The organism is Brenneria izbisi, assembly GCF_025840185.1.
GTDB lineage: Bacteria > Pseudomonadota > Gammaproteobacteria > Enterobacterales > Enterobacteriaceae > Brenneria > Brenneria izbisi.
Genome location: NZ_JAMPJU010000002.1, coordinates 316511 through 340856, shown reverse-complemented (window position 1 = coordinate 340856; position 24346 = coordinate 316511). Strand labels below are relative to the sequence as shown.

General features: G+C 50.0%; 25 protein-coding genes, 2 tRNA genes and 2 pseudogenes. 25 read left to right on the top strand and 4 right to left on the bottom strand.

The features are described from left to right. The 17 genes and pseudogenes from odhB to NC856_RS04175 all read left to right on the top strand — a co-directional run bounded on the left by odhB (position 1) and on the right by NC856_RS04175 (position 14821). Positions 1-1218: a 2-oxoglutarate dehydrogenase complex dihydrolipoyllysine-residue succinyltransferase gene (gene odhB / locus NC856_RS04255; RefSeq protein ID WP_264089191.1), complete on the top strand. Its 1218-nt coding sequence runs from the start codon at positions 1-3 to the stop codon at positions 1216-1218. Between the two features lie 251 nt (positions 1219-1469). Continuing rightward, the gene (gene sucC, locus NC856_RS04250) at positions 1470-2636 is read left to right on the top strand and encodes an ADP-forming succinate--CoA ligase subunit beta (RefSeq protein ID WP_264089190.1); all 1167 of its coding nucleotides are present in this window, start codon (positions 1470-1472) and stop codon (positions 2634-2636) included. Continuing rightward, a complete protein-coding gene (gene sucD, locus NC856_RS04245) occupies positions 2636-3508 on the top strand; it encodes a succinate--CoA ligase subunit alpha (RefSeq protein ID WP_264089189.1) in 873 nt (290 codons plus the stop codon). The genes sucC and sucD overlap by 1 nt, the downstream gene beginning before the upstream one ends. 739 nt (positions 3509-4247) lie before the next feature. Continuing rightward, positions 4248-5816: a cytochrome ubiquinol oxidase subunit I gene (cydA, locus tag NC856_RS04240; protein ID WP_264089188.1), complete on the top strand. Its 1569-nt coding sequence runs from the start codon at positions 4248-4250 to the stop codon at positions 5814-5816. Positions 5817-5829: 13 nt separating this feature from the next. Further along, positions 5830-6969, top strand: coding sequence for a cytochrome d ubiquinol oxidase subunit II (gene cydB / locus NC856_RS04235; RefSeq protein ID WP_264089187.1), 1140 nt, complete (start codon positions 5830-5832; stop codon positions 6967-6969). Positions 6970-6985: 16 nt separating this feature from the next. Beyond that, the gene (cydX, locus tag NC856_RS04230) at positions 6986-7102 is read left to right on the top strand and encodes a cytochrome bd-I oxidase subunit CydX (RefSeq protein WP_264089186.1); all 117 of its coding nucleotides are present in this window, start codon (positions 6986-6988) and stop codon (positions 7100-7102) included. Continuing rightward, positions 7099-7392, top strand: a complete 294-nt coding sequence (gene ybgE / locus NC856_RS04225; RefSeq protein WP_264089185.1) for a cyd operon protein YbgE — start codon at positions 7099-7101, stop codon at positions 7390-7392. The genes cydX and ybgE overlap by 4 nt, the downstream gene beginning before the upstream one ends. A gap of 134 nt (positions 7393-7526) precedes the next feature. Further along, positions 7527-7931: a tol-pal system-associated acyl-CoA thioesterase gene (ybgC, locus tag NC856_RS04220; protein ID WP_264089184.1), complete on the top strand. Its 405-nt coding sequence runs from the start codon at positions 7527-7529 to the stop codon at positions 7929-7931. Beyond that, the gene (gene tolQ / locus NC856_RS04215) at positions 7928-8614 is read left to right on the top strand and encodes a Tol-Pal system protein TolQ (protein ID WP_264089183.1); all 687 of its coding nucleotides are present in this window, start codon (positions 7928-7930) and stop codon (positions 8612-8614) included. Before ybgC ends, tolQ begins: the two co-directional genes overlap by 4 nt. Positions 8615-8626: 12 nt before the next feature. Next, entirely contained in the window at positions 8627-9052 is a 426-nt protein-coding gene (tolR, locus tag NC856_RS04210; RefSeq protein WP_264089182.1) for a colicin uptake protein TolR, read from the top strand. 64 nt (positions 9053-9116) lie between these two features. Continuing rightward, positions 9117-10238 (top strand): cell envelope integrity protein TolA, encoded by a 1122-nt coding sequence (tolA, locus tag NC856_RS04205; RefSeq protein WP_264089181.1) that lies wholly within the window; start codon positions 9117-9119, stop codon positions 10236-10238. Positions 10239-10379: 141 nt separating this feature from the next. Then, positions 10380-11672 carry a Tol-Pal system beta propeller repeat protein TolB gene (gene tolB, locus NC856_RS04200; RefSeq protein ID WP_264089180.1) on the top strand — a complete coding sequence of 431 codons (1293 nt, stop codon included), beginning with the start codon at positions 10380-10382 and terminating at the stop codon, positions 11670-11672. Positions 11673-11713: 41 nt separating this feature from the next. Further along, on the top strand, positions 11714-12223 hold the full coding sequence (gene pal, locus NC856_RS04195; RefSeq protein ID WP_264089179.1) for a peptidoglycan-associated lipoprotein Pal: 510 nt from the start codon (positions 11714-11716) through the stop codon (positions 12221-12223). Positions 12224-12232: 9 nt separating this feature from the next. Continuing rightward, positions 12233-13006 (top strand): cell division protein CpoB, encoded by a 774-nt coding sequence (gene cpoB / locus NC856_RS04190; RefSeq protein ID WP_264089178.1) that lies wholly within the window; start codon positions 12233-12235, stop codon positions 13004-13006. A gap of 174 nt (positions 13007-13180) precedes the next feature. Next, positions 13181-13256 (top strand) — tRNA-Lys (locus NC856_RS04185). Between the two features lie 32 nt (positions 13257-13288). Further along, positions 13289-13364: transfer RNA gene (locus NC856_RS04180), tRNA-Lys, on the top strand. A gap of 251 nt (positions 13365-13615) precedes the next feature. Further along, a pseudogene (locus NC856_RS04175) lies at positions 13616-14821 on the top strand (integrase domain-containing protein). A 40-nt stretch (positions 14822-14861) separates the two neighbouring features. Here NC856_RS04175 and NC856_RS04170 read toward each other — a convergent pair. Both NC856_RS04170 and NC856_RS04165 read right to left on the bottom strand, forming a co-directional pair. Beyond that, positions 14862-15116: pseudogene (locus NC856_RS04170) on the bottom strand (DNA primase); the annotation flags it as partial. 354 nt (positions 15117-15470) lie between these two features. Beyond that, positions 15471-15941 (bottom strand): Lrp/AsnC family transcriptional regulator, encoded by a 471-nt coding sequence (locus tag NC856_RS04165; RefSeq protein ID WP_264089177.1) that lies wholly within the window; start codon positions 15939-15941, stop codon positions 15471-15473. Between the two features lie 163 nt (positions 15942-16104). Here NC856_RS04165 and NC856_RS04160 point away from each other — a divergent pair, with 163 nt between their 5' ends. The 7 genes from NC856_RS04160 (at position 16105) to pnuC (ending at position 21219) form a co-directional block, all read left to right on the top strand. Then, positions 16105-16461 carry a Dabb family protein gene (locus NC856_RS04160; protein WP_264089365.1) on the top strand — a complete coding sequence of 119 codons (357 nt, stop codon included), beginning with the start codon at positions 16105-16107 and terminating at the stop codon, positions 16459-16461. 29 nt (positions 16462-16490) lie between these two features. Next, entirely contained in the window at positions 16491-16913 is a 423-nt protein-coding gene (locus tag NC856_RS04155) for a DUF2000 domain-containing protein (protein ID WP_264089176.1), read from the top strand. 103 nt (positions 16914-17016) lie between these two features. Continuing rightward, positions 17017-17523, top strand: coding sequence for a phenylacetate--CoA ligase family protein (locus NC856_RS04150; protein WP_264089175.1), 507 nt, complete (start codon positions 17017-17019; stop codon positions 17521-17523). A 185-nt stretch (positions 17524-17708) separates the two neighbouring features. After that, entirely contained in the window at positions 17709-18335 is a 627-nt protein-coding gene (locus NC856_RS04145) for a LysE family translocator (RefSeq protein WP_264089174.1), read from the top strand. Between the two features lie 151 nt (positions 18336-18486). Next, positions 18487-19203 (top strand): DUF554 domain-containing protein, encoded by a 717-nt coding sequence (locus NC856_RS04140; protein ID WP_264089173.1) that lies wholly within the window; start codon positions 18487-18489, stop codon positions 19201-19203. Positions 19204-19353: 150 nt separating this feature from the next. Next, positions 19354-20415 carry a quinolinate synthase NadA gene (gene nadA / locus NC856_RS04135; protein ID WP_264089172.1) on the top strand — a complete coding sequence of 354 codons (1062 nt, stop codon included), beginning with the start codon at positions 19354-19356 and terminating at the stop codon, positions 20413-20415. Between the two features lie 78 nt (positions 20416-20493). Further along, positions 20494-21219, top strand: a complete 726-nt coding sequence (gene pnuC / locus NC856_RS04130; RefSeq protein WP_264089171.1) for a nicotinamide riboside transporter PnuC — start codon at positions 20494-20496, stop codon at positions 21217-21219. Positions 21220-21227: 8 nt separating this feature from the next. Here pnuC and zitB read toward each other — a convergent pair whose 3' ends face one another. Beyond that, positions 21228-22148: a CDF family zinc transporter ZitB gene (zitB, locus tag NC856_RS04125; protein WP_264089170.1), complete on the bottom strand. Its 921-nt coding sequence runs from the start codon at positions 22146-22148 to the stop codon at positions 21228-21230. A 275-nt stretch (positions 22149-22423) separates the two neighbouring features. Between zitB and aroG the strand changes: the two genes are divergently transcribed. Next, complete coding sequence (gene aroG / locus NC856_RS04120; RefSeq protein ID WP_264089169.1) at positions 22424-23479, top strand: 3-deoxy-7-phosphoheptulonate synthase AroG; 1056 nt, start codon at positions 22424-22426, stop codon at positions 23477-23479. A 76-nt stretch (positions 23480-23555) separates the two neighbouring features. Here the strand turns inward: aroG and gpmA are convergent, their stop codons facing one another. Further along, a complete protein-coding gene (gene gpmA, locus NC856_RS04115) occupies positions 23556-24308 on the bottom strand; it encodes a 2,3-diphosphoglycerate-dependent phosphoglycerate mutase (RefSeq protein WP_264089168.1) in 753 nt (250 codons plus the stop codon). Positions 24309-24346: the final 38 nt, after the last annotated feature.

Sequence of the window (24346 nt, the reverse complement as noted above, 5' to 3'; positions counted from 1 at the left end):
ATGAGTAGCGTAGATATTCTCGTCCCTGACTTACCTGAATCGGTCGCCGACGCCACTGTTGCTACCTGGCATAAAAAACCAGGCGATAGCGTCCAGCGTGACGAAGTGCTGGTGGAAATTGAGACGGATAAAGTTGTTCTGGAAGTACCTGCTTCTGAAGCCGGCATTCTGGAAGCCATACTGGAAGATGGGGGCGCCACGGTGACGTCCCGTCAGGTGTTGGGCCGCCTTCGCGCCGGCGACAGTTCCGGTAAAGAAACCAGCGAGAAAGCACAGGTCAAGGAATCCACCCCGGCGCAGCGTCATACCGCGGCGTTGGAGGAAGAGCACAATGATGCGCTCAGTCCGGCGATCCGCCGTCTGATTGCGGAGCATGACCTCGATGCGGCGACGATTAAAGGCAGCGGCGTCGGCGGACGTATTACCCGCGAAGACGTTGAAAAACATCTGGCCGAGCAGCAGAAAGCGGCTTCTAAAGAAGAGAAGCCAGCCGCGCCTTCCGCGCCGGCGCTTGGTGGCCGCAGCGAAAAACGTGTGCCGATGACGCGTCTGCGTAAACGCGTTGCCGAACGTTTGCTGGAGGCAAAGAACAACACCGCAATGTTGACGACATTCAATGAGGTCAACATGAAGCCGATCATGGATTTGCGCAAACAGTATGGCGATGCTTTCGAGAAACGTCATGACGTGCGTCTGGGCTTTATGTCTTTCTACATTAAAGCCGTGCTTGAAGCCCTGAAGCGTTATCCAGAAGTTAACGCCTCCATTGATGGCGAAGACGTGGTTTACCACAACTATTTTGATATCAGCATCGCCGTATCAACGCCGCGTGGCCTGGTTACCCCGGTTCTGCGTGATGTCGATGCCTTGGGTATGGCTGATATTGAAAAAAGAATCAAAGAGTTGGCGGTAAAAGGTCGTGATGGCAAATTGACGGTTGAAGAACTGACCGGCGGTAACTTCACCATTACCAACGGCGGCGTGTTCGGTTCTCTGATGTCTACGCCGATCATCAACCCGCCGCAAAGTGCGATTCTTGGTATGCATGCGATTAAAGATCGCCCGATGGCGGTGGATGGTCAGGTGGTTATCCTGCCGATGATGTATCTGGCTCTGTCCTACGATCATCGCCTGGTCGATGGACGAGAGTCGGTTGGCTTCCTGGTAACAGTGAAAGAAATGTTAGAAGACCCTACACGTCTGTTGCTGGATGTCTAAGTAAACCGGGCGGTAAGTCAGTAACCGGTTACCGCCTGAATAAATGTGCTATGTAGGCCGTTTTTGTCAGCGGCTTTATCCAAAAATATCAGAGAGTCCGAAGACAAATGTTCGTCAAATCAATATGATCTGGGTTTAACAGCGGGAGGCATGGCGAATGTTATCCTCATCGGGGTTCGCTCCGGTAATGATCTTGACTGATAACGCATAAGTCCGGCGACGTATCTTTAAATCTAAATGGATAGAACATCATGAATTTACATGAATATCAGGCAAAACAGCTTTTTGCTCGATATGGCTTACCGGCTCCGATCGGCTATGCCTGCGCCACACCGCGTGAAGCGGAAGAAGCCGCATCAAAGATCGGCGCGGGCCCATGGGTGGTTAAATGTCAGGTTCACGCGGGGGGCCGTGGTAAAGCGGGCGGCGTTAAAGTCGTCGGCAACAAAGAAGATATTCGTGCGTTTGCTGAAAACTGGCTGGGTAAAAATCTGGTGACTTATCAGACTGACGCAAACGGACAGCCGGTTCATCAGATTCTGGTTGAAGCGGCCACCGACATTGATAAAGAGCTTTATCTGGGGGCGGTGGTCGATCGCGGCTCGCGTCGCGTGGTGTTCATGGCATCAACCGAAGGCGGCGTCGAGATTGAAAAAGTCGCGGAAGAAACGCCGGAACGGATCCATAAAGCGGCGCTGGACCCGCTGACGGGGCCGCAACCGTATCAGGGCCGCGAGTTAGCCTTTAAACTTGGATTAAGCGGCAAACAAGTCGCCCAGTTCACCAAAATCTTCATGGGGCTGGCGACGATGTTTCTGGAACGTGATTTGGCGCTGGTGGAAATTAATCCGTTGGTGATCACCAAAGCGGGCGATCTGATTTGTCTGGATGGCAAACTGGGCGCGGACGGCAATGCGCTGTTTCGTCAGCCTGAACTACGTGAAATGCGCGATCCCAGCCAGGAAGATGCCCGTGAAGCGCAAGCTACCCAGTGGGAACTGAACTATGTGGCGCTGGACGGCAATATTGGTTGCATGGTCAACGGCGCTGGTCTGGCGATGGGAACGATGGACATCGTTAAGCTGCACGGCGGTGAACCGGCCAACTTCCTGGATGTGGGCGGCGGCGCGACTAAAGAGCGCGTGACGGAAGCGTTCAAGATCATTCTGTCCGATGACAACGTGCAGGCCGTGCTGGTTAATATTTTTGGCGGGATCGTGCGTTGCGATTTGATTGCTGACGGCATCATCGGCGCGGTCGCTGAAGTGGGCGTTAGCGTACCGGTTGTTGTTCGTCTGGAAGGGAACAATGCGGAACTGGGGGCCCGGAAATTAGCCGAGAGCGGCCTGAATATCATTGCGGCGACCAGCCTGACGGACGCTGCTCAGCAGGTTGTAGCGGCAGTAGGGGGTAAATAATGTCCATTCTGATCGATAAAAATACCAAAGTCATCTGCCAGGGTTTTACCGGCAGTCAGGGGACGTTCCACTCTGAGCAAGCGCTTGCTTACGGTACGCAGATGGTGGGCGGCGTCACGCCAGGCAAAGGCGGTACAGAACATCTGGGCCTGCCGGTTTTTAATACTGTGCGTGAAGCGATTGAAGCCACAGGCGCGACCGTCTCTGTCATTTATGTTCCCGCGCCATTCTGCAAAGATTCGATTCTGGAAGCGATTGATGCGGGTATTGAGCTTATCATTTGTATCACGGAAGGCATCCCGACGCTGGATATGCTGACGGTGAAGGTTAAGCTGGAACAAAGCGGCGTTCGGATGATTGGTCCGAATTGTCCGGGCGTGATTACGCCGGGCGAATGTAAGATCGGTATCATGCCGGGCCACATTCACTTGCCGGGCAAAGTGGGTATCGTCTCCCGTTCCGGCACGTTGACTTATGAGGCGGTGAAACAGACGACGGACGCCGGTCTGGGACAGTCAAGCTGTGTCGGGATTGGCGGCGATCCCATCCCCGGCTCCAACTTTATTGATATCCTGCAACTGTTTGAGCAGGACCCGCAAACTGAAGCCATCGTGATGATTGGCGAGATCGGCGGGACGGCGGAAGAAGAAGCCGCGGCATACATTAAAGATCATATAACCAAACCGGTGGTCGGCTACATTGCTGGCGTGACGGCGCCGAAAGGTAAGCGCATGGGCCACGCGGGGGCGATTATCGCTGGGGGCAAAGGGACTGCCGATGATAAATTTATGGCGCTGGAAGCCGCAGGGGTGAAAACGGTGCGCAGTCTGGCGGATATCGGTGAAGCGGTTAAAGCGACGCTTTCCCGTTGAACCGCTAATTAATCGGGCCAATACCGTATTACATTGTTAACATTCGACATGTTTGGCCACCTTGCGTGGCCTTTTTTGCGCAATAAACGTTCAGGTTAAAACGTTTCTCTCTGAATCATAATTGTTAATTAAAAATAACAATGCAGCAACAAAATAAATACGTGAATATAATCAATGCTAAAAGAAAAAGATAAAGCCTGAAAACAGGTAAGTGCGTCATTTCAGAAATTAATAATCATCAGAAAAGTAAAAAATATATTACCGAATTAATTTTTATTTCACCCAAAAAATCACATATATTTAACAACAAAAGCAAGCATGAAATTAATAAAAACCTATAATTAACAAACACAAGCTAAATTGAGGCAAATCAAAATCTATCTCTGGATATATTCTTTGAAATACGCTTAAATTGCGTCAGATCAATTATCGCCTGATGCGCTTTTTGGTGAGGAAGTTGATTTGAAACCAAAAACCCAATCTGCATCACGTAAAAACCTATTTATTGTATGGGATTACAGGCGTAATATACGGCTACCCGTCCTGGGGTAGAATATTTGTCATATTTATGATCTTTCTTAGGCTTACTGTTGATTCGCTGATTAATTTGATTGGCGTATGCTAAGCCTGTGCTGAAGCAATTTTTTGTTGTGTTCTTTTTGGGTGTTTACGGCTGGGTTTTTAGCGGCTTGTCAGCTTGTGCAAGCTAAAATCTTCCTGCGAGGGGCAAGGAGTCAAGATGTTTGATATAGTCGAACTGTCACGCTTACAGTTTGCCTTAACTGCAATGTACCACTTTCTATTCGTACCGCTGACGCTGGGGATGGCGTTTTTGCTGGCGATTATGGAAACGGTCTATGTGTTGTCTGGCAAACAAATCTATAAAGATATGACCAAATTCTGGGGCAAGTTATTCGCCATTAACTTTGCTCTGGGCGTCGCCACCGGGCTGACCATGGAGTTTCAGTTTGGTACCAACTGGTCATATTTCTCGCATTATGTCGGGGACATTTTTGGCGCGCCGCTGGCCATTGAAGGGTTGATGGCGTTCTTCCTTGAATCTACATTTGTTGGTTTGTTCTTCTTCGGCTGGGACCGTCTGGGAAAAGTACAACATATGGCGGTGACCTGGCTGGTCGCGCTGGGCTCAAACTTTTCCGCGTTGTGGATCCTGGTCGCCAACGGCTGGATGCAGAATCCTATCGCCTCGGATTTCAATTTTGAAACCATGCGTATGGAAATGGTGAGCTTCGCCGATCTGGTGTTGAACCCGGTTGCACAGGTGAAATTCGTTCACACTGTGGCGGCGGGCTATACCACCGGCGCCATGTTCGTTCTGGGGATCAGTTCCTACTACCTGCTGAAAGGCCGCGATATTGCCTTCGCCAAGCGTTCCTTCGCCATTGCAGCGAGTTTCGGTCTGGCTGCCGTTCTCTCCGTTATCGTGCTGGGCGATGAGTCCGGTTATGAAATGGGCGACGTGCAGAAAACCAAACTGGCGGCGATTGAAGCCGAGTGGGAAACGCAGCCGGCGCCTGCAAGCTTTACGCTGTTCGGTATTCCTGATCAGGACAGTCAGGAAAACAAATATGCCATTCAGGTGCCATATCTTCTGGGCCTGATTGTGACGCGCTCGACGGATAAAGAAGTGCTCGGTCTGAAAGACTTGATGGAACAGCATCAGGTTCGTATCCGCAATGGCATGAAGGCTTACCAGTTGCTGGAGGAACTGCGCGCGGGCAACACCGATCCCGCCGTTAAAGAAGCCTTTAACCAATCCAAACAGGATCTGGGCTACGGAATGTTGCTGAAACGCTATACGCCAAAAGTATCGGATGCGACGGAAGCGCAAATTCAACAGGCAACCAAAGACTCTATTCCACGCGTTGCGCCGTTGTACTTCTCTTTCCGCATCATGGTGGCTTGCGGCGTCCTGATGTTGCTGATCATCGGTCTGTCTTTCTGGACGGTGCTGCGCGGCAAGATTGGTCAGAAAAAATGGCTGCACCGCGCCGCGCTGTACGGTATTCCGTTGCCGTGGATTGCAGTTGAAGCGGGCTGGTTTGTTGCGGAATACGGTCGTCAGCCCTGGGCTATCGGTGAAATATTGCCGACTGCGGTGGCAACCTCATCACTGACTGTGGGCGATATCCTGTTCTCTATGGCGCTGATTTGTGGTCTGTATACGCTATTCCTGATCGCAGAGATGTATCTGATGTTCAAATACGCACGTCTTGGCCCAAGCAGCCTGAAAACGGGACGTTACCACTTTGAACAACCCATAGCGGCGGCGTCGGAAGCACGGTAAACAGGAGTCCACTATGTTTGAATATGAAGTTTTACGTTTTATCTGGTGGCTGTTGATCGGCATCCTGCTGATTGGTTTCGCCATCACCGATGGTTTTGACATGGGCGTCGGCATGCTGGTTCGTCTGATGGGGCGTGGAGATACCGAGCGCCGCATAATGATCAACAGCATCGCTCCGCACTGGGACGGCAATCAGGTATGGCTGATCACCGCGGGCGGCGCGTTGTTCGCCGCCTGGCCGATGGTCTATGCGGCGGCCTTTTCCGGCTTCTATATCGCCATGATTCTGGTGCTGGCGTCATTGTTCTTCCGCCCGGTCGGTTTTGACTATCGTTCAAAAATCGAAGATCCACGCTGGCGTAATATGTGGGACTGGGGCATTTTCATCGGCAGCTTCGTGCCGCCGGTGGTGATCGGTGTGGCTTTCGGCAACCTGTTGCAGGGTGTGCCGTTCCATGTGGATGAGTACTTACGTCTGTACTACACCGGCAATTTCTTCCAGCTTCTCAATCCGTTCGGGTTGTTAGCGGGTATTGTCAGCCTGACCATGATTCTGACGCAGGGGGCAACCTATCTGATGATGCGCACGACGGGCGACTTGCATGTACGCGCCAAGTCGGTTTCGCAGATTTCCGCGCTGATAATGATGGTAACGTTCGCGCTGGCCGGTGTCTGGGTGATTTACGGTATCGACGGCTATGTCGTCACCTCCGTGATTAACACGGCGGCGGAATCCAACCCGCTGCACAAAGAAGTGGCGCATCAGGCCGGCGCCTGGTTGATTAACTTCAACAATTATCCGGTTCTGTGGGCGATTCCGGTGTTGGGCGTGGTGTTACCGTTACTGACTACCGCAACAGCCAGAATGGAAAAAGGCGCGTGGGCTTTCCTGTTCTCTTCGCTGACCATCGCTTGCGTGATTCTGACGGCGGGCGTTGCCATGTTCCCGTTCATCATGCCATCGATAACCGTGCCGGATGTCAGCCTCACCATGTGGGATGCGACTTCCAGCCTGTTGACCCTGAAAGTGATGACGGTCGTGGCGATCATTTTCGTGCCGATTGTGCTGTCTTATACCGCCTGGTGTTACTACAAAATGTTCGGACGCATCACCAAAGAACATATTGAGCAAAACACTCACTCTCTGTACTAAGTAAGGAGCTTAATTTATGTGGTATTTTGCCTGGATACTCGGAACGCTGCTTGCTTGTTCTCTGGGGATTATCACCGCCCTGGCGCTTGAGCAAAGTGAGGCAAGCAAAGCGGCTGAAGATAAAACTCAATGAGTGATTTGGTCGATAAAGTTTACCGCCTGATGGATAAGAGCCCGATAAGGGCTCTTTCCCTGATCATGGCCCTTGTGGTGGCTGGCTGTGTTTTTTGGGACCCGGCGCGTTTTGCCGCCCGCACTAGCGCATTATCCGTATGGCAGGGGCTTTTGCTGATTTGGGCGGTGTGCGCGGGTGTGGTTCATGGCGTCGGTTTTCGTCCACAGCGACTGCGCTGGCGTGCGTTTTTCTCGCCGCTTCTCGCCTTTGTGATCCTGTGCGCAGGTTTGTATTACTTCTTTAGTTAGAATAGCGCTCTATTCCATTTTGTTATGGGTTGCGGCGCAACCCATAATTATTTTATTTCCGCTGTCACAATCCATTCCAAACCTCATTTCTCTTGCGTATAGTAGCGATGTCTAATGCGTTACCGGGATATAGAGTGAGTAATACGTTGTTCCGCTGGCCTGTTAGGGTCTACTTTGAAGACACTGATGCAGGTGGGGTTGTCTACCATGCACGTTATGTCGCCTTTTATGAACGGGCGAGGACAGAGATGTTGCGTGAGCACAATTTTCACCAGCATACGCTACTGAGCGAGCATATTGCTTTTGCTGTTCGCCGGATGACGGTGGAGTACCTTGCGCCGGCGCGCCTTGACGATATGTTGGAAGTGCAATGCGAGATCGTGTCGATACGCGGCGCTTCTCTGACTTTCGCACAGCGCATTCTCAATTCACATGGCGCGTTATTGAGCCATGCTGAAGTTTTGATCGCATGTATCGATCCACATCACATGAAGCCAATTGCGCTTCCTAAGTCTATTGTCGCGGAGTTTAAGCAGTGACTGACATGAACATTCTTGATTTGTTCCTGAAGGCAAGCCTTCTGGTCAAACTAATCATGCTGATTTTAATCTGTTTTTCCATCGCTTCCTGGGCGATTATCATTCAGCGCACACGTATTCTGAATGCGGCGACGCGTGATGCGGAAGCGTTTGAGGATAAGTTCTGGTCTGGTATTGAGCTATCCCGTCTGTATCAGGAGAGTCAGACGCGACGCGACAGTCTGACGGGGACGGAACAAATATTCTATTCAGGTTTCAAAGAATTTGCACGTTTGCATCGCGCCAACAGCCATGCGCCGGAAGCGGTGGTGGAAGGGGCGTCGCGCGCGATGCGTATTTCCATGAACCGTGAACTGGAAGCGTTGGAAACCCATATTCCATTCTTAGGCACGGTCGGTTCAATCAGTCCGTATATCGGTCTGTTTGGTACGGTTTGGGGGATTATGCATGCATTTATCGCGTTGGGTTCGGTGAAGCAGGCAACTTTACAAATGGTGGCGCCGGGTATTGCAGAAGCCTTGATTGCAACGGCCATCGGTCTGTTTGCGGCTATTCCGGCTGTGATGGCGTACAACCGTCTTAATCAGCGGGTCAATAAGCTGGAGCAGAACTATGACAATTTTATGGAAGAGTTCATCGCCATCCTGCACCGTCAAGCGTTCTCCAGCGATAGCAGCAAATAATCAGGAGGCAGCATGGCACGAGTACGCAGAGGACGTCGTGAACTGAAGTCGGAGATCAACATCGTTCCGTTGCTGGACGTATTGTTGGTTTTGCTGCTGATTTTTATGGCCACCGCACCGATTATCACGCAGAGCGTTGAAGTGGATTTGCCGGAAGCGACGGATTCGAAAACCGTTTCCAGTAATGATAATCCGCCGGTCATCGTCGAGGTGTCAGGCGTCGGACAGTACAGCCTGGTTGTCGAGCAGAATAGAATGGAACAGTTGCCGGCTGAACAGGTGGTAGCGGAAGCTCAATCACGTCTGGTGGCCAATCCTAAAACCGTCTTTTTAATTGGCGGTGCGAAGGATGTTCCTTATGATGAGATCATCAAGGCGTTAAACCTGCTGCATCAGGCCGGGGTCAATTCTGTTGGTTTGATGACGCAACCGATTTAAGTGAGATCATCACCGTAATGATCGTAAGGCATATTTCTGGCAACACTGTTTTTGGGAATCGCTTGTGCTAAAGGCAACCGAACAAAACGATAAGCTGAAACGCGCCGTTATTATTTCGGCTGTTCTGCACATCATACTGATTGCTTTGCTGCTCTGGAGTTCGTTGACGCAAACAATGGATGCCAGCGGCGGTGGCGGCGGTGGTTCATCCATTGATGCTGTGATGGTTGATCCCAGCGCTGTCGTTGAGCAATACAACCGGCAACAGCAACAGCAAACCGATGCAAAGCGTTCTGAGGAATTACGAAAAAAACAAGCCGAGCAACAGGCTGAGGAATTGCAGCAGAAGCAGGCTGCCGAGCAACAGCGGTTGAAGGAACTGGAAAAAGAGCGTTTGCAGGCTCAGGAAGAGGCCAAAAAGCAGGCTGAGGAACAAGCTCAACAGCGTAAACAGGCGGAAGAGGCCGCTCAGCAAGCCAGAGAGCAGCAACGGCAGGCTGAAGCCGCGGCTGCGAAGGCAAAAGAAGACGCGGAGCGACAGGCGAAAGCGGCGGCGGACGCCAAAAAGCAAGCGGAAGAAGAAGCCAGGAAACAAGCCGCTGCTGCGGCGGCGAAGAAACAGGCGGAAGAAGAAGCCAGAGCCAAGGCAGCCGAAGACGCCAGGCAGAAAGCCGCTGAAACGGCCAGAGCGGAAGCCGCTAAGCAAAAAGCCGAAGCTGAGGCAGCGAAGAAAGCGCAAGCGGCCGCCGCAGCCAAGAAAGCGGCGGAAGAGAAAAAGAAAGCCGCCGCGGAAGCGGCTAAGCAGGAAAGTTCGGTTGATGATTTGCTGGGTGGCCTGGCGTCATCGAAAAACGCGCCTCAATCTGGCGGCGGCGCGCCAGCCGGGGTAGGGAACAACAAGAAGAGCGGCGCGTCAGGCGCTGCGCTCGATAGTTACGGTAGTCAGGTTCGGACCGCAATTCAGAGCAAGTTTTATGACTGGCAACTGTATAAAGGCCGAACCTGTAAATTACGTATCAAACTGGCTCCTGACGGTCTGCTGATCGATGTGAATGCGGAAGGGGGCGATGCTGCCTTGTGTCAGGCGGCGATTGCCGCCGCGAAACAAGCGAGAATTCCCAAGCCACCAAGTGCAGAGGTTTATGAGGCTTTCAAAAATGCGCCGATAGACTTTAAACCACAGTAACCCAGGCTGTTTACCTATATAGATTTAAGATTATTACTATGGTAAGCAAACCAGGTTAAGGTGTTTTGTTGACATTGGTTTGTTTTTGTTAAAATTCTGCTAATTTATCGCAGACTTCTTAGTCTGGATAAGGGAGATGAAATGAAGCAGGTACTGAAAGTTGCATTAAGCTTTTTAATGCTGTTTGCCGCAGCGGTGCATGCGGAAGTACGTATAGAGATTACCCAGGGGGTAGACTCCGCTCGTCCGATTGGCGTCGTGCCGTTCAAATGGGCGGGGCCGGGGGCCGCGCCAGAGGATATCGGTGGCATCGTAGGCGCTGACTTGCGTAACAGCGGCAAGTTCAATCCGATTGACGCCAACCGTATGCCTCAGCAACCGTCTACGGCATCTGAAGTCACGCCAGCGGCCTGGACTGCGCTGGGTATTGATGCCGTTGTTGTCGGACAAGTTCAACCTAGCGCTGACGGCAGCTATGTTATCTCTTACCAACTGGTTGATACCTCCGGCAATCCAGGTAGCGTATTGGCGCAGAATCAGTTCAAAGTGACCAAACAATGGTTACGTTATGCCGCGCATACCGCCAGTGATGAAGTGTTTGAGAAATTGAGCGGCATCAAAGGCGCGTTCCGCACCCGTATCGCTTATGTTGTGCAGACTAATGGCGGTCAGTTCCCTTACGAACTGCGGGTTGCGGATTACGATGGCTATAACCAATTTGTCGTACATCGTTCGCCAGAACCATTGATGTCGCCGGCCTGGTCTCCCGATGGCAGCAAGCTTGCTTATGTCTCGTTTGAAAGCGGTCGCTCTGCGCTGGTGATCCAGACGCTGGCAAACGGCGCGATCCGACAGGTTGCGTCATTCCCTCGCCATAATGGGGCGCCCTCTTTCTCTCCCGATGGCAGCAAACTGGCATTTGCCTTGTCTAAAAGCGGTAGTCTGAACCTGTATGTGATGAATCTGAGCTCCGGCCAGATCAGTCAGGTGACCGATGGACGCAGCAATAATACCGAGCCAAGCTGGTTCCCGGATAATCAAACGCTGGCCTATACTTCCGATCAGGCCGGACGTCCTCAGGTTTATAAAATTAATGTCAACGGTGGTTCGCCGCAGCGTCTGACTTGGGAAGGCGCCCAGAATCAGGACTCTGAAGTGAGCGCCGATGGTAAATCTCTGGTGATGGTGGCATCCAATAGCGGAGTTCAGCACATCGCCAAACAGGATCTGGAAACGGGCGCCGTGCAAGTATTAACGGACACGTTCCTGGACGAAACGCCGAGTATCGCGCCGAATGGCACCATGGTTATCTATAGCTCTAAACAAGGCTTAGGTTCCGTGTTACAACTGGTTTCGACTGATGGGCGTTTCAAAGCGCGTCTTCCGGCAACTGATGGACAGGTCAAATTTCCTGCCTGGTCGCCGTATCTATAAGTGCATAAATGTACAATAAACTAGTCAAAGGACATAACGAGATGCAATTCAATAAAGTGCTGAAAGGCCTGATGTTGGCTCTGCCGGTACTGGCAGTGGCCGCATGTAGCTCCAATAAGAATGCGGACAATGACCAATCTTCCATGGGTGCCGGCAGCAACGGCATGATGGACGGCGGCAACGCGTCTTCTTCTGAGCAGGCTCGTCTGCAAATGCAAGAATTACAGCGTAACAACATCGTATATTTCGATCTGGATAAATACGATATTCGCTCTGATTTCGCCCAAATGCTGGACGCTCATGCCGCATTCCTGCGTAGCAACCCGTCTTACAAAGTGACTATCGAAGGTCATGCGGACGAACGTGGTACGCCTGAGTACAACATCGCTCTGGGTGAGCGTCGCGCCAACGCAGTTCAAATGTATCTGCAAGGTAAAGGCGTTTCCTCCGATCAAATCTCTATCGTATCTTACGGTAAAGAAAAACCAGCCGTTCTGGGCCACGACGAAGCGGCATATGCCAAAAACCGTCGTGCCGTTCTGGTATATTAAGAGTATCGCATGAACAGTAACTTCAGACGTCGCTTGTTGGGTCTGTCGTTACTGGTTGGCGTAGCGGTTCCCTGGGCCGCTACCGCCCAAGCGCCAATCAGTAATGCCGGATCAGGCTCGGTAGAAGATCGAGTCACTCAGTTAGAGCGTATTTCCAACGCTCACGGTCAGCTTTTAACCCAACTTCAGCAACAACTTTCTGATACGCAGCGTGATATCGATAACCTGCGCGGGCAGATTCAGGAAAGTCAGTATCAACTGAATCAGGTTGTTGAACGTCAAAAACAGATCTATCAGCAGATTGATGGATTGAGCTCATCGTCACCCGCCGCAGCCTCAACAGACAGTGCGCCCGCTACAGGTGCGGACACTGGAGCCGCAAACAATGCGGCGCCTGCCGCGACCACCGGTGATGTGAATCGGGATTACAATGAGGCGGTGGCGCTGGTACTGGAGAAAAAACAGTACGATCAGGCAATCAGCGCATTTCAGGCTTTCGTCAAACAATACCCGGATTCAACTTATCAACCCAATGCCAACTACTGGCTGGGGCAGTTGAATTATAACAAGGGCAAAAAAGACGATGCCGCCTACTATTTTGCCAACGTGGTTAAAAATTACCCTAAATCGCCGAAGAGCGCCGAAGCGTTATTTAAAGTTGGGGTGATTATGCAGGATAAAGGGCAGACGGATAAAGCTAAAGCCGTTTACCAGCAAGTGGTAAAAATGTATCCCAATACGGAAAGTGCAAAGCAAGCTCAAAAACGCTTATCCACTTCGTGATTGTTTCCTACCAACACAAAAGTTGCGCGTTATGCGCAATTTTTGTGCCTGAATGTCTTAAGAATAAGCAGTCAAATCGTTTTTATAGAAAATAGGTTGCGCTGGAAATTTAAATTAGTAATATATGCCGCCGTTGCCAAGGCAAGAACGAAACGCTAAAGCAGCATGAAATTTGGGTCGTTAGCTCAGTTGGTAGAGCAGTTGACTTTTAATCAATTGGTCGCAGGTTCGAATCCTGCACGACCCACCAATTTCAAATATCCCTAAGTTGTTCCGCATTGCGGGTCGTTAGCTCAGTTGGTAGAGCAGTTGACTTTTAATCAATTGGTCGCAGGTTCGAATCCTGCACGACCCACCATCATATTTTCCAGGGATGTCTTATAGAGTCCAGGGAAGTAAGAAAGCCGTATCACTGTCAACAGGATATGGTTTTTTTGTCTGTATGTGACCTTCCGTATGTTGGGGTAGCCGAAGCAAATGGGCCTACGACTCTGGCGGTGAAAATCTTGTTGGCCCATTTTGAGTTTTTTGCTAAAAAACACCTCTGAAAACAGATTATTGCATGACTCCATCACTGTCATTTTCCACTGACACATAAGGCGTGATTTTATGGCTGTACTTACCCGTCCTTTGTTTGCCTCTGACATTCAGAAGGCAAAACCCGCTAATAACAATTACGAACTGTTCGACGGGCAGGGACTGACCCTGTTCATCAGAACCAACGGTAAAAAATCTGGCGCTTTCGTCACAAACGCCCCGGTTCGACTGCCTGGACTACCATTACCTTTGGGTACGACCCTGCCATGTCGCTCGCCAGCGCCCGGGCTATCCATGCTGAACACCTTTCGTTACTGGTAAAAGGCATAGACCCGAAGAAACTGGAACAGGAAGAAGCTGAACGGGAGCGACTGGCGGTGGACAGCCTGTTTATCAACGTGGCGACCCGGTGGTTCGCCGTGAAGAAAACCCAGATTTCAGCAGACTATGCGGACGACATCTGGCGTTCGCTGGCGCTTAACGTGTTTCCTGTTATCGGAAACACGCCGGTGACGGAACTGAAAGCATATACGCTTATCGCCGCTCTGGCGTCGGTAAGACGGCGTGGCGCACTGGAAACCTTGCATCGCCTGACGCAGCGGATTAACGAAGTGATAAAATTCGCCATTAATATCGGCTTGCTGGATATTACCCCGGCATCAACCATTGATGAGACATTTGTGAAGCCGAAGAAGCGACATATGCCGACCATCCGCCCTGAGCGTTTGCCAGAACTGATGCAGCGGGTTTATACGACCAATCTGTCCCCCAACGCGCCTGTTGCTGTTGTGGTGGCTTCTGACTCTTGTACGCCCTGCTGAGGCCGCCGGAGCCATGTGGTGTGAATAGGGATGGAGAAATGTCTCTGGAGCATCCCGGCTGAGCATATGAAGATAGAACGCGAGCATCAGGTAGCGCTGTCGCCGCAGGCGTTTGTTCTGGAACAGCTTAAGCCTATAAGTGAACACACGCCGTTTGTATTCCCCGGTAGGGGTAAAACACAGCCAGCCGATGTACAGCGAAACAGTGAACAAAGCGTTATGGCGCATGGGGTACGGTGGTGAACGGGTATCCCACGGATTCCGGGCGCTGGGTAGCACCGCGCTGAATGAAGCCGGTTTCCCGCCGGATGTGGTTGAGGCGGCATTGGCGCATATTGACCCTAACCCCACCCACGCTGCATATAACCGAGCCAATTATATGGCACAGCGTATTGAAATGATCGACCGGTGGGGACAGAAAGTCAGCGATGCCTCTGCCACAGTGAAAGGGATGTAACAGAAGTTTCCATCGCAAACTCAAAATGCGTTTGTTATAGCATTCCATTGTAGGCTGCGTCCGTTGCATGGTTGACTGGCAGGCCGGACATAACCGGTACATGCTACCGCGGGCAGGGCCGTAGTTTCATACCTGCTTCCAGAGAAGCAATGATGTTATCTGTCACGGTCTGGTAAATGTCAGTCCGGGCTTTCTCCCTTTTCATTTTTGAGGGGGCTGACGGGTTCTGCGGAGATACGTTAGTCGCCGCTGCGACGTTAGGGGCTGTAGTCTGGTTATGCAGGGTTATCGTCATGGTTTTTCTCCATCCGTGATGTGATGTTCGCCTTCGAATCGTCTGACGGTTTGCTTTCCAGGCATCGTTCCAGCTTGCAAGGGGGCGGCATGCGTGTATTTCACCCTTGCGGGACGAGTTGTATACGGGAAACGATTAACCGGAAGCGAATGCAGGGACGAAAAACACACGGGAGAAAAATCTGCCCCAGTATAACCGAGCGTTGTGTCCCTGTATTAAGAGGAGCAGATTAACTCTTGGATCCATTTTCAACTGGTGGGTGGGCCACTTTCCATTGTTGGTGACATGTCAGAAAAAACAGCTATGAACCTGGAAGATCCCGCAGTTCCTGACCATCCGGTAGGCCATGGCCTGTTAAAACAGCTTTTTTATTGGGTAGTTAATCAGTGGTTTGATTTCCTTAAGAACAAACATACTCTGCATTTCTTTAATTCCCGGTAGCCTGCGTACAACTGACATTGCGAAATCAGCATAGTAGTCCAGATCAGATGCCACTACTTGCAACAGAAAGTCGGCATCCCCACCAATGCTATAGCAGGCAACCACATCTTCTAACGCGGTCACTTCTTCTTCAAATTTTTTGGCCTCAGCTTCACTGTGGCTATCAATGGCTACACGAATGAAAACCATCACCCCTAGACCAATCTTTTTACGGTCAAGGACAGCCCGGTAGCCCTGAATCACTTTATCTTCTTCAAGCTTGCGTACTTTGCGCCAGCAAGGAGACGCGGACATACCTATTTTTTCGGCCAGTATCTGGTTAGTTACACGCGCATCATCTTGTAAAAGTTTAAGGATTTTCATATCCGTCGGACCAAGCGCCATAAAGGACAACTCCTTTCTTTTTTTTAACACAAACAGGTAATTATCACCTAAAAATCCGTGACAAGTAAGCGATATAGGTAACAATTTTCCATTTAGCTACTGCATAATACATTTACATTTTCAATGAGTTATTAAAAACAGCATGAGGGAAGAACTGAATCATATGTTAATGCATATCGTCATGTTTACGTTCCAGAACAAATGGAACTGGTCATGCCTGGAAGCCATTGATGCAGAAAGAGCGACGCGTATACACCCAAATCGCATTAATGAAATAAAAGGATGGAACTGCGGTAGAAATACCACAAAGCGAGATATTGCAGCAGATTTCGTGGTGATTGGCCTGTTTGAGAACCGTGAAGATCTTAATTCCTATCTTATCCATCCTGACCACCAAAAAGGTATTGCAAAAGGGAAATCTATCGCAGACTGGAACGTTGTTGATATTAAGCTACCCAGTGATTTTACACTGAACTGTGGTTTGCTCTTTGTATTAAATGACCTTCCCAATGCCCGTTGAAATAATTCCTATAGAATTGAGGATTAAAGATGAAATTTGATGCAAGCCAACATCGCTGTACGATTATTGTTGATAAAGATCTTCCAGCCGGTCTTGCTATGAATGCGGCAAGCGTCATTGGAATTAGTTTTGGACGCACGGTTGAAAATCTCGTTGGTCCAGATATGCAAAGCCTTGACGATGTAAATTATCCTGGCGTGATTTACAGTCCGCTTCCTATTCTGCTGGCGTCAGGTGAATATCTCCGTGAAATACAGATTAATACAGAAAGTGATGATGACATTTATATTATGCCATTTAGTGTACTGGCTCAGTCATGCAAAACGTATGAAGAGTATGGCGAAAAAATATCCTCAGTAAAAAGTGATAATATTGAGTTAGTAGCAATTGGAGTCATTGGCCCTAAAAAGAAAGTGACAAAAATGACAGGAAATCTTCCACTCTACAAATGATCTACCGTAAATAGTCACTAAGTCAGTAGTGGATATATTGCTGATCGCGTCTCCGAATGCATGAATATTTTACTCGAAACTTTTCTTGGCAGAGGAAGATAATATGTATGCTATTTTTAAAGAAAGAATAATCGAGCAAGCGAAAAAATTTTATCATCAGCACTATGACTTTAATGCAGGTAATATCGGTTTAGAACAGCTTTATACTCACCAGAATAATAAAATAAGGGATATCGTTAAGTATGCCGCTAAAAACACCCCAGTCTATCGTGAACCTTTAAAAGGCTTGGCCTCTGCTGATATTGAAGCATTGACAACAAACAGAATGAACGATCTTCCATTTACGATCAAAGATGACCAGAGAAATCATGGCGCATCATTAGCATCCGCACCACTTAACCAAAGTTGGATTTATTACGAAGCAACCGGTGCAACGGGGAAATCGACACCTTGCCCTCGCAATGAAATTGATTTAATTCATAATAATATACCTCTTATTATTTATTGCCGGAATATATTTGAACAGTATGGTTCAAATCATATTGTGGGGGGAATGGGGCCAAGTGAGCTTCATTCAATAGGTGATACGTTTGAAGATGTACTGAAATAGGGAAATTGATCACGACAGATGTTCACCCGACAGCACTTAAGCCACAGAGAACCCTATTCAAATCCGTTGGGCTTGCCATTCAGGATCTTGTCTTTGCCCGCAACGTCGTTGCTCAGACTTAAACATCGATGGACAACAATTTTAAATCACGACCCTCCCCACATTTCATTTTTAAAGGAATAATCATGTTAGGAACTGCTCAAATCATATCTTACATTGCTGCGCTCGGTTTGGCTGCCGCAATTCCAGGTCCGGGAATGACCGCATTAGTTGCTCGTAGCGTAAGTGGTGGAGCAGTAACTGGTTTTACGATGCTGGCCGGACTCATTCTCGGAGACTTGATTTATTTATCTATGGCGGTATTTGGTCTGGCGGTGATCGCTCATACTTATACATCCGTCTTCACGCTGATTAACTGGGCTGCCTCACTCTATTTATGCATACTGGCATGGCAGTTCTGGTGTCACCAGCCTCATGCAATAAACATTGACCAAAAAGCGACAAAACGTGAACTGGCGTCTGCCTGGTTTTCAGGGCTGACCATAACACTTGGAAATCCTAAAACCATCGCCTTCTATCTGGCGATACTGCCTCTTGTTATCTCTCTGGATAATGTATCATTACAGATATGGGGGGGAATGCTGGTGCCGCTTACCGTGTTCGTCCTTCTGACTGTTGGAGCAGTCTTTATTCTCGCAGCGCTCAGAATACGCCACTTCCTCACTAGTGCGAAAGCGCAACGATTCCTTTTTCGGTCAGCTGGATTCATTATGATGCTGGCTGCGTTTGGAATGGTAGTAAAGACACTTTAGTGTTCCATACCTCAGCGTCTACAAGCAGATTTGAGCCTCAATATGAAAATGGGGTCAATATGGGGGGCAGAGATAGCCCGCCATCAAATCCCGGGTTTTGGGTGAGCAGTCGTCACGGAAAATCGTGTGGCGCTGTGGTTAGGGAGCTTTTATGGTCGGTCCTTTGATTAATGGCGCCGCTATCCTGATCGGTGGCGGTATGGGTATTGCGTTACGGCGTTTTATTCCACAACGTTTGCAGGATGGATTACCGCCTGCGTTTGCCATGGTGTCTATTGCGATGGGGATAACCCTGATCGTTAAGGTTCAGCAATTACCGGCGGTCGCATTGGCGATTATTATAGGCGTCGCTGTGGGCGAGCTTTTACGTATGGAATATGGCGTTCAGCAAGCCGGAAATTTTATTCAAAAAGCGCTGAGTCGCCTATTGCCAATGCCCGAACACCGATTACCGCAGGATGTGTATACCCAGAATTTCACGGCGTTGATCGTGTTGTTCTGCGCCAGCGGAACCGGGGTGGTTGGCGCGTTAACCGAGGGCTTGACCGGTGACTATCAGTTGCTGATTATCAAATCGGCGCTGGATGTGTTTACTGCGCTCATTTTCTCTGTCACCTTGGGCTTCGCGGTAATGTCGATTGCTATCCCGCAGTTGATTATCCAGACATTATTGTTTTTCTCCGCCAAGCTGATCATGCCGTTCATGACGGCGATCACCATGGGGGATTTTTCCGCCTGTGGCGGCATCATTATGGTTGCTGTCGGATTGCGGATTGCCCAGATTAAACTTTTTGCGGTCGTCAATTTCCTGCCGGCGTTGGTGCTGATTATCCCGATATCTCTTTATTGGCACAAAATCTTTGGTTGATGTTTTACGTAGATTAAACAATATACCCGTTTTCCCGAAAAAACAGCGCGACGTCAGGCGGTTTTTTCGGTATTTTGTTTAGGATAAAAAACACCAGAACCTGAACGACAACTCGCTCAGTTCCTAACGTTGTGATCATGGAAATCCATCATGAGCATCCTTTTTGATAGCAATGAAACGATCTATCCCTTCCCGCCGAAGCCCCGGCTATTGTCTGGCGACGAAAAGCAGCATTACCGTAGCAGAATAAAAACATTACTGCGGCAGAAAAATGCGGTCATTGTCGCTCATTACTATACCGACCCGGAAATTCAGGCGCTGGCGGAAGAAACCGGCGGCTGTGTGGCGGATTCGCTGGAAATGGCGCGTTTCGGCAGCACACATGCCGCCTCGACGCTGTTGGTGGCGGGCGTTCGTTTCATGGGCGAAACGGCAAAAATACTTAACCCGGAAAAAACCGTGCTGATGCCGACGCTGGAAGCGGAATGCTCGCTTGATCTCGGCTGTCCTGTCGAAACATTCAGTCAGTTTTGCGATAGTCATCCCGAACGTACCGTGGTGGTGTATGCCAACACGTCAGCCGCCGTCAAAGCGCGTGCCGATTGGGTCGTCACATCCAGTATCGCGGTCGAATTGATTGAGCATCTCGATAGTCTGGGGGAAAAAATCATCTGGGCTCCCGATCGTCATCTGGGGAGTTACGTACAAAAGCAGACCGGGGCTGATGTATTGTGTTGGCAAGGCGCTTGTATCGTGCATGATGAGTTTAAAACTCAGGCATTGAAGCGAATGAAGGCGCTTTACCCCAACGCGGCGATTCTGGTGCACCCGGAATCCCCGCAGAGTGTGGTTGAGATGGCTGATGCCGTGGGGTCAACCAGCCAGTTGATTCAGGCGGCGAAAACCTTGCCGCAGCGTGAACTGATTGTGGCAACCGATCGCGGTATTTTTTACAAAATGCAGCAGGCGTGCCCGGATAAGATCTTGTTGGAAGCGCCTACCGCGGGGGCGGGCGCAACCTGCCGTAGTTGCGCACACTGTCCCTGGATGGCGATGAATGGTCTTGAAGCGATTGCCAACGGTCTGGAGCACGGGGGCGGGATTCATGAAATCCATGTTGATGCGGCGTTACGTGCCGGAGCGCTACTTCCGTTGAATCGGATGCTCGATTTTGCGGCGACATTGAAACTCCGCGTGCGCGGGAATGCCTGATAGTTGTATCGCTCTTTATGAGCCGCTACTGAAAAAGATTATAAATTTGCAGTTAAACATTAAGACAGGATGGGCGAGATGGATTTTTTCAGTACCAGTAACCTATTAATTCATATTCCTTTAGGGGCCGGTGGTTATGATCTGTCCTGGATAGAAGCGGTGGGTACATTGTTCGGTCTGTTATGCATCTGGCTGGCGAGTCTGGAGAAAACCATTAACTATTTGTTTGGTTTGATTAACGTCACTTTGTTCGCGGTGATTTTTTTCCAGATTCAACTTTATGCCAGTCTGCTGTTGCAGATTTTCTTTTTCGCCGCCAATATTTACGGCTGGTATGCCTGGACACGCAAGACAGCGGCGGATGATGTGGCGCTCAAGGTGCGCTGGTTGCCCTTGCCGAAACTGATGGGCTGGACTGCCGCGAGTGTGGTGGCTATCGGGTTGATGACGGTCTATATCGATCCGGTTTTTGCGGTGCTGACGCGCGTGGCGGTAGCGGGAATGCAAATGTTCGGGAGCGATGTACAGATGCCGGATTTGCAACCCGACGCTTTCCCGTTCTGGGATTCAACCATGATGGTGTTATCCATCGTGGCGATGTTGCTGATGACGCGTAAATATGTGGAAAACTGGCTGTTGTGGGTGGTTATCGACATTATCAGCGTTGTGATTTTCGCCTATCAGGGCGTTTACGCCATGGCGGTGGAATACGCTATTCTGACGTTGATCGCCCTGAACGGTTCCTGGTTGTGGATGAAAAGCGCGCGGGTGAATCATTCCGTTCCACTGGCGCGGCAAGCTTAATTGTTACATTAATGAGAGTGATGATGGCCTTCTGGCGCAGGGAAATCGCAGTGGTCATCATCACAATTTTGGTACTCCATCTGGATTGTGGCGTGATCAATCTGATAATTTTTCAGCAAATAGGCCTGAATCTGTTTCAGTAACGCATCATGGTCATAAGGCGGAATGATCTGTGCGTGCAGCGTGATCATGGGTTTTTCGCCTATCTGCCAGATGTGTACATGATGGATATTTCTCACTTCGGGGATGTTCACCGTCAGATCTTTTTTCAGCGCCTCAATGCTTATCTTACTTGGCGTGCCTTCCAGCAGTTCATGAATACTCTCTTTCATCAGTGACCAGGCGCTGCGCAACACCAGACAGGAGACTAAAATCGACAAAATGGGATCGATCGGCGTCCAGTTGGTGAACAGAATGATTAACGCCGCGATGATCGCACCGACTGAACCGAGTAAATCCCCCAGCACATGCAAAGCGGCGGCCCGCACATTGATGTTTTTCTCTTCACTGCCGCGATGTAGCAGCCAAAAGGCGACAATATTCGCCAGCAGGCCGCCGATAGCAACCGCTAGCATAGGAACGCCCGCCACCGGTTGAGGTTCGTAGAAGCGGCGGATCGCCTCCCAGACAATGAATGCGGTAATGACTAACAGCGTCAGCGCATTGACAAACGCGGCAAGCGTGGTGAAACGCAAATAACCAAAAGTATGGCGGGCATTCGGCTTCTTCCGAGCAAAGCTGACGGCCATCAATGCAACGAACAACGCCGCCGCATCAGTCAGCATATGACCGGCATCCGCGAGTAGCGCCAGCGAGCCTGAAAGCAATCCGCCAACGACTTCCGCCACCATAAAGGTCGCCGTTATGATGAATGCCGCCAGTAAACGTTTACTGTTGCCGGCGTCCGTATGATTGTGGTCGTGTGCCATCGTTTATCCTGTGTTGCTGATTTATCAGACGTTGCTTTCACTCTACTGTAACCCGCCGGGAAAAAATATCCTTCTGTGAGACGACAAACCGGGATATTTCACCGCTGAAAGCGTTTGCATGAATAAATACGAACGAATTCAGCGCCTGATTGACATATAATAGTCCATCAACAATATGAACAACCCTGCTTCTCAGGCTATCAGCTATCTTGCATGATGGATGGCGTGCATTGGGTGTGAATTAACCATACCGTTCGAAAATCGATGGAATTATTATGAACTACCAAAATGATGATTTAAGGATCAAAGATATTAAGGAGCTTTTGCCACCAGTAGCGCTGCTGGAAAAATTTCCCGCCACGGATAAGGCCGCAGAAACGGTATCATTCGCGCGCACAGCCATTCATAAAATTCTTAACGGTAATGATGATCGTTTGCTGGTTGTCATCGGGCCTTGCTCTATTCACGATCCGAAAGCCGCGAAAGAGTATGCTGCGCGTTTGCTTAAGTTGCGTCAGGCGTTGAGCGATGATCTGGAAGTGGTCATGCGAGTTTATTTTGAAAAACCGCGCACCACGGTAGGCTGGAAAGGATTAATTAACGATCCGCACATGGATAACAGCTACCAGATTAACGACGGCCTGCGTATTGCGCGTCAACTGCTGCTGGAAATCAATGATATCGGGCTGCCCGCCGCCGGTGAATTTCTGGATATGATCACGCCACAGTATCTGGCGGATCTGATGAGTTGGGGCGCGATTGGCGCGCGTACCACCGAGTCTCAGGTACACCGCGAATTGGCGTCAGGTCTGTCTTGTCCGGTTGGCTTCAAGAACGGCACTGATGGTACGATCAAGGTGGCTATCGATGCCATCAATGCCGCCCGCGCGCCGCATTGCTTCCTTTCTGTCACCAAATGGGGTCACTCCGCGATTGTTAACACTAGCGGCAATCAGGATTGCCATATTATTTTGCGCGGTGGTAAAGCACCGAACTATAGCGCTGAGCATGTCAGCGGCGTGAAGATCGGTCTGGAAAAAGCGGGCCTGGCGCCGCAGGTGATGATCGATTTCAGCCACGCCAACAGCAGCAAGCAATTCAAAAAGCAGATGGAAGTCTGTCAGAACGTGAGCGCTCAGATTGCCCAAGGCGAAAAAGCGATTATCGGAGTGATGGTGGAAAGCCATCTGGTAGAGGGCAATCAGAGTCTGGAAAGCGGTCAACCTCTGGCATACGGTCAGAGCGTAACCGATGCCTGCATCGGTTGGGAAGATACCGACGCGTTGTTACATCAGTTGGCTGCGGCGGTGCGTGAGCGCCGTAGTCAGTAAGCACTGGGTTGCATCCATAAAAAACCGGCTAATCAGCCGGTTTTACTTATTAGTTATCTGCATCAGCACAGCCGGATTACTTGGCTTTACCCTGATTCGCTACCGCTGCGGCTTTAGCTGCGATTTCATCCGCGTTGCCCAGATAGTAGTGTTTGATCGGTTTGAAATTTTCATCGAATTCATAAACCAACGGCACGCCCGTCGGGATGTTCAGTTCGAGAATTTCATCTTCGCCCATGTTGTCCAGGTATTTAACCAGGGCGCGCAGCGAGTTGCCGTGAGCGGCGATGATCACGCGCTCACCGCTTTTGATGCGGGGCAGAATGGTTTCATTCCAGTAAGGCACGACACGTTCAATGGTCAGCGCCAGGCTTTCGGTCAACGGCAGTTCATCATCGCGCAATGAAGCGTAACGTGGGTCGTGTCCTGGGAAACGCTCATCATCACGCGTCAGTTCCGGCGGCGTAACCGCGAAACCACGACGCCATTGTTTTACTTGATCATCACCGTATTTTTCAGCGGTTTCGGCTTTGTTCAGACCTTGCAAGGCGCCATAGTGACGCTCATTCAGTTTCCAGCATTTTTCTACCGGCAGCCAGGCTTGATCCAGTTCGTCCAGTATATTCCACAGTGTATGAATGGCGCGTTTCAGCACAGAGGTATAAGCAAAGTCAAAGGCAAAACCTTCTTCTTTAAGCAACTTACCGGCGGCTTTGGCTTCTGTGCGACCTTTATCGGACAGATCAACATCGTACCAGCCTGTGAAGCGATTTTCGTTGTTCCACTGGCTTTCACCGTGTCTTACCAGTACCAGCTTAGTTACAGCCATAGCTAAACTCCTTCATATCCTAAGATTTCTGTGATAAC

Bases quoted from the DNA above. Each gene is read 5' to 3' on its own strand.
- odhB (WP_264089191.1), top strand. From the start codon at position 1: ATGAGTAGCGTAGATATTCTCGTCCCTGACTTACCTGAATCGGTCGCC.
- sucC (WP_264089190.1), top strand. From the start codon at position 1,470: ATGAATTTACATGAATATCAGGCAAAACAGCTTTTTGCTCGATATGGC.
- sucD (WP_264089189.1), top strand. From the start codon at position 2,636: ATGTCCATTCTGATCGATAAAAATACCAAAGTCATCTGCCAGGGTTTT.
- cydA (WP_264089188.1), top strand. From the start codon at position 4,248: ATGTTTGATATAGTCGAACTGTCACGCTTACAGTTTGCCTTAACTGCA.
- cydB (WP_264089187.1), top strand. From the start codon at position 5,830: ATGTTTGAATATGAAGTTTTACGTTTTATCTGGTGGCTGTTGATCGGC.
- cydX (WP_264089186.1), top strand. From the start codon at position 6,986: ATGTGGTATTTTGCCTGGATACTCGGAACGCTGCTTGCTTGTTCTCTG.
- ybgE (WP_264089185.1), top strand. From the start codon at position 7,099: ATGAGTGATTTGGTCGATAAAGTTTACCGCCTGATGGATAAGAGCCCG.
- tolR (WP_264089182.1), top strand. From the start codon at position 8,627: ATGGCACGAGTACGCAGAGGACGTCGTGAACTGAAGTCGGAGATCAAC.
- tolB (WP_264089180.1), top strand. From the start codon at position 10,380: ATGAAGCAGGTACTGAAAGTTGCATTAAGCTTTTTAATGCTGTTTGCC.
- pal (WP_264089179.1), top strand. From the start codon at position 11,714: ATGCAATTCAATAAAGTGCTGAAAGGCCTGATGTTGGCTCTGCCGGTA.
- cpoB (WP_264089178.1), top strand. From the start codon at position 12,233: ATGAACAGTAACTTCAGACGTCGCTTGTTGGGTCTGTCGTTACTGGTT.
- NC856_RS04165 (WP_264089177.1), bottom strand. From the start codon at position 15,941: ATGGCGCTTGGTCCGACGGATATGAAAATCCTTAAACTTTTACAAGAT.
- NC856_RS04160 (WP_264089365.1), top strand. From the start codon at position 16,105: ATGTTAATGCATATCGTCATGTTTACGTTCCAGAACAAATGGAACTGG.
- NC856_RS04155 (WP_264089176.1), top strand. From the start codon at position 16,491: ATGAAATTTGATGCAAGCCAACATCGCTGTACGATTATTGTTGATAAA.
- NC856_RS04150 (WP_264089175.1), top strand. From the start codon at position 17,017: ATGTATGCTATTTTTAAAGAAAGAATAATCGAGCAAGCGAAAAAATTT.
- NC856_RS04145 (WP_264089174.1), top strand. From the start codon at position 17,709: ATGTTAGGAACTGCTCAAATCATATCTTACATTGCTGCGCTCGGTTTG.
- NC856_RS04140 (WP_264089173.1), top strand. From the start codon at position 18,487: ATGGTCGGTCCTTTGATTAATGGCGCCGCTATCCTGATCGGTGGCGGT.
- nadA (WP_264089172.1), top strand. From the start codon at position 19,354: ATGAGCATCCTTTTTGATAGCAATGAAACGATCTATCCCTTCCCGCCG.
- pnuC (WP_264089171.1), top strand. From the start codon at position 20,494: ATGGATTTTTTCAGTACCAGTAACCTATTAATTCATATTCCTTTAGGG.
- zitB (WP_264089170.1), bottom strand. From the start codon at position 22,148: ATGGCACACGACCACAATCATACGGACGCCGGCAACAGTAAACGTTTA.
- aroG (WP_264089169.1), top strand. From the start codon at position 22,424: ATGAACTACCAAAATGATGATTTAAGGATCAAAGATATTAAGGAGCTT.
- gpmA (WP_264089168.1), bottom strand. From the start codon at position 24,308: ATGGCTGTAACTAAGCTGGTACTGGTAAGACACGGTGAAAGCCAGTGG.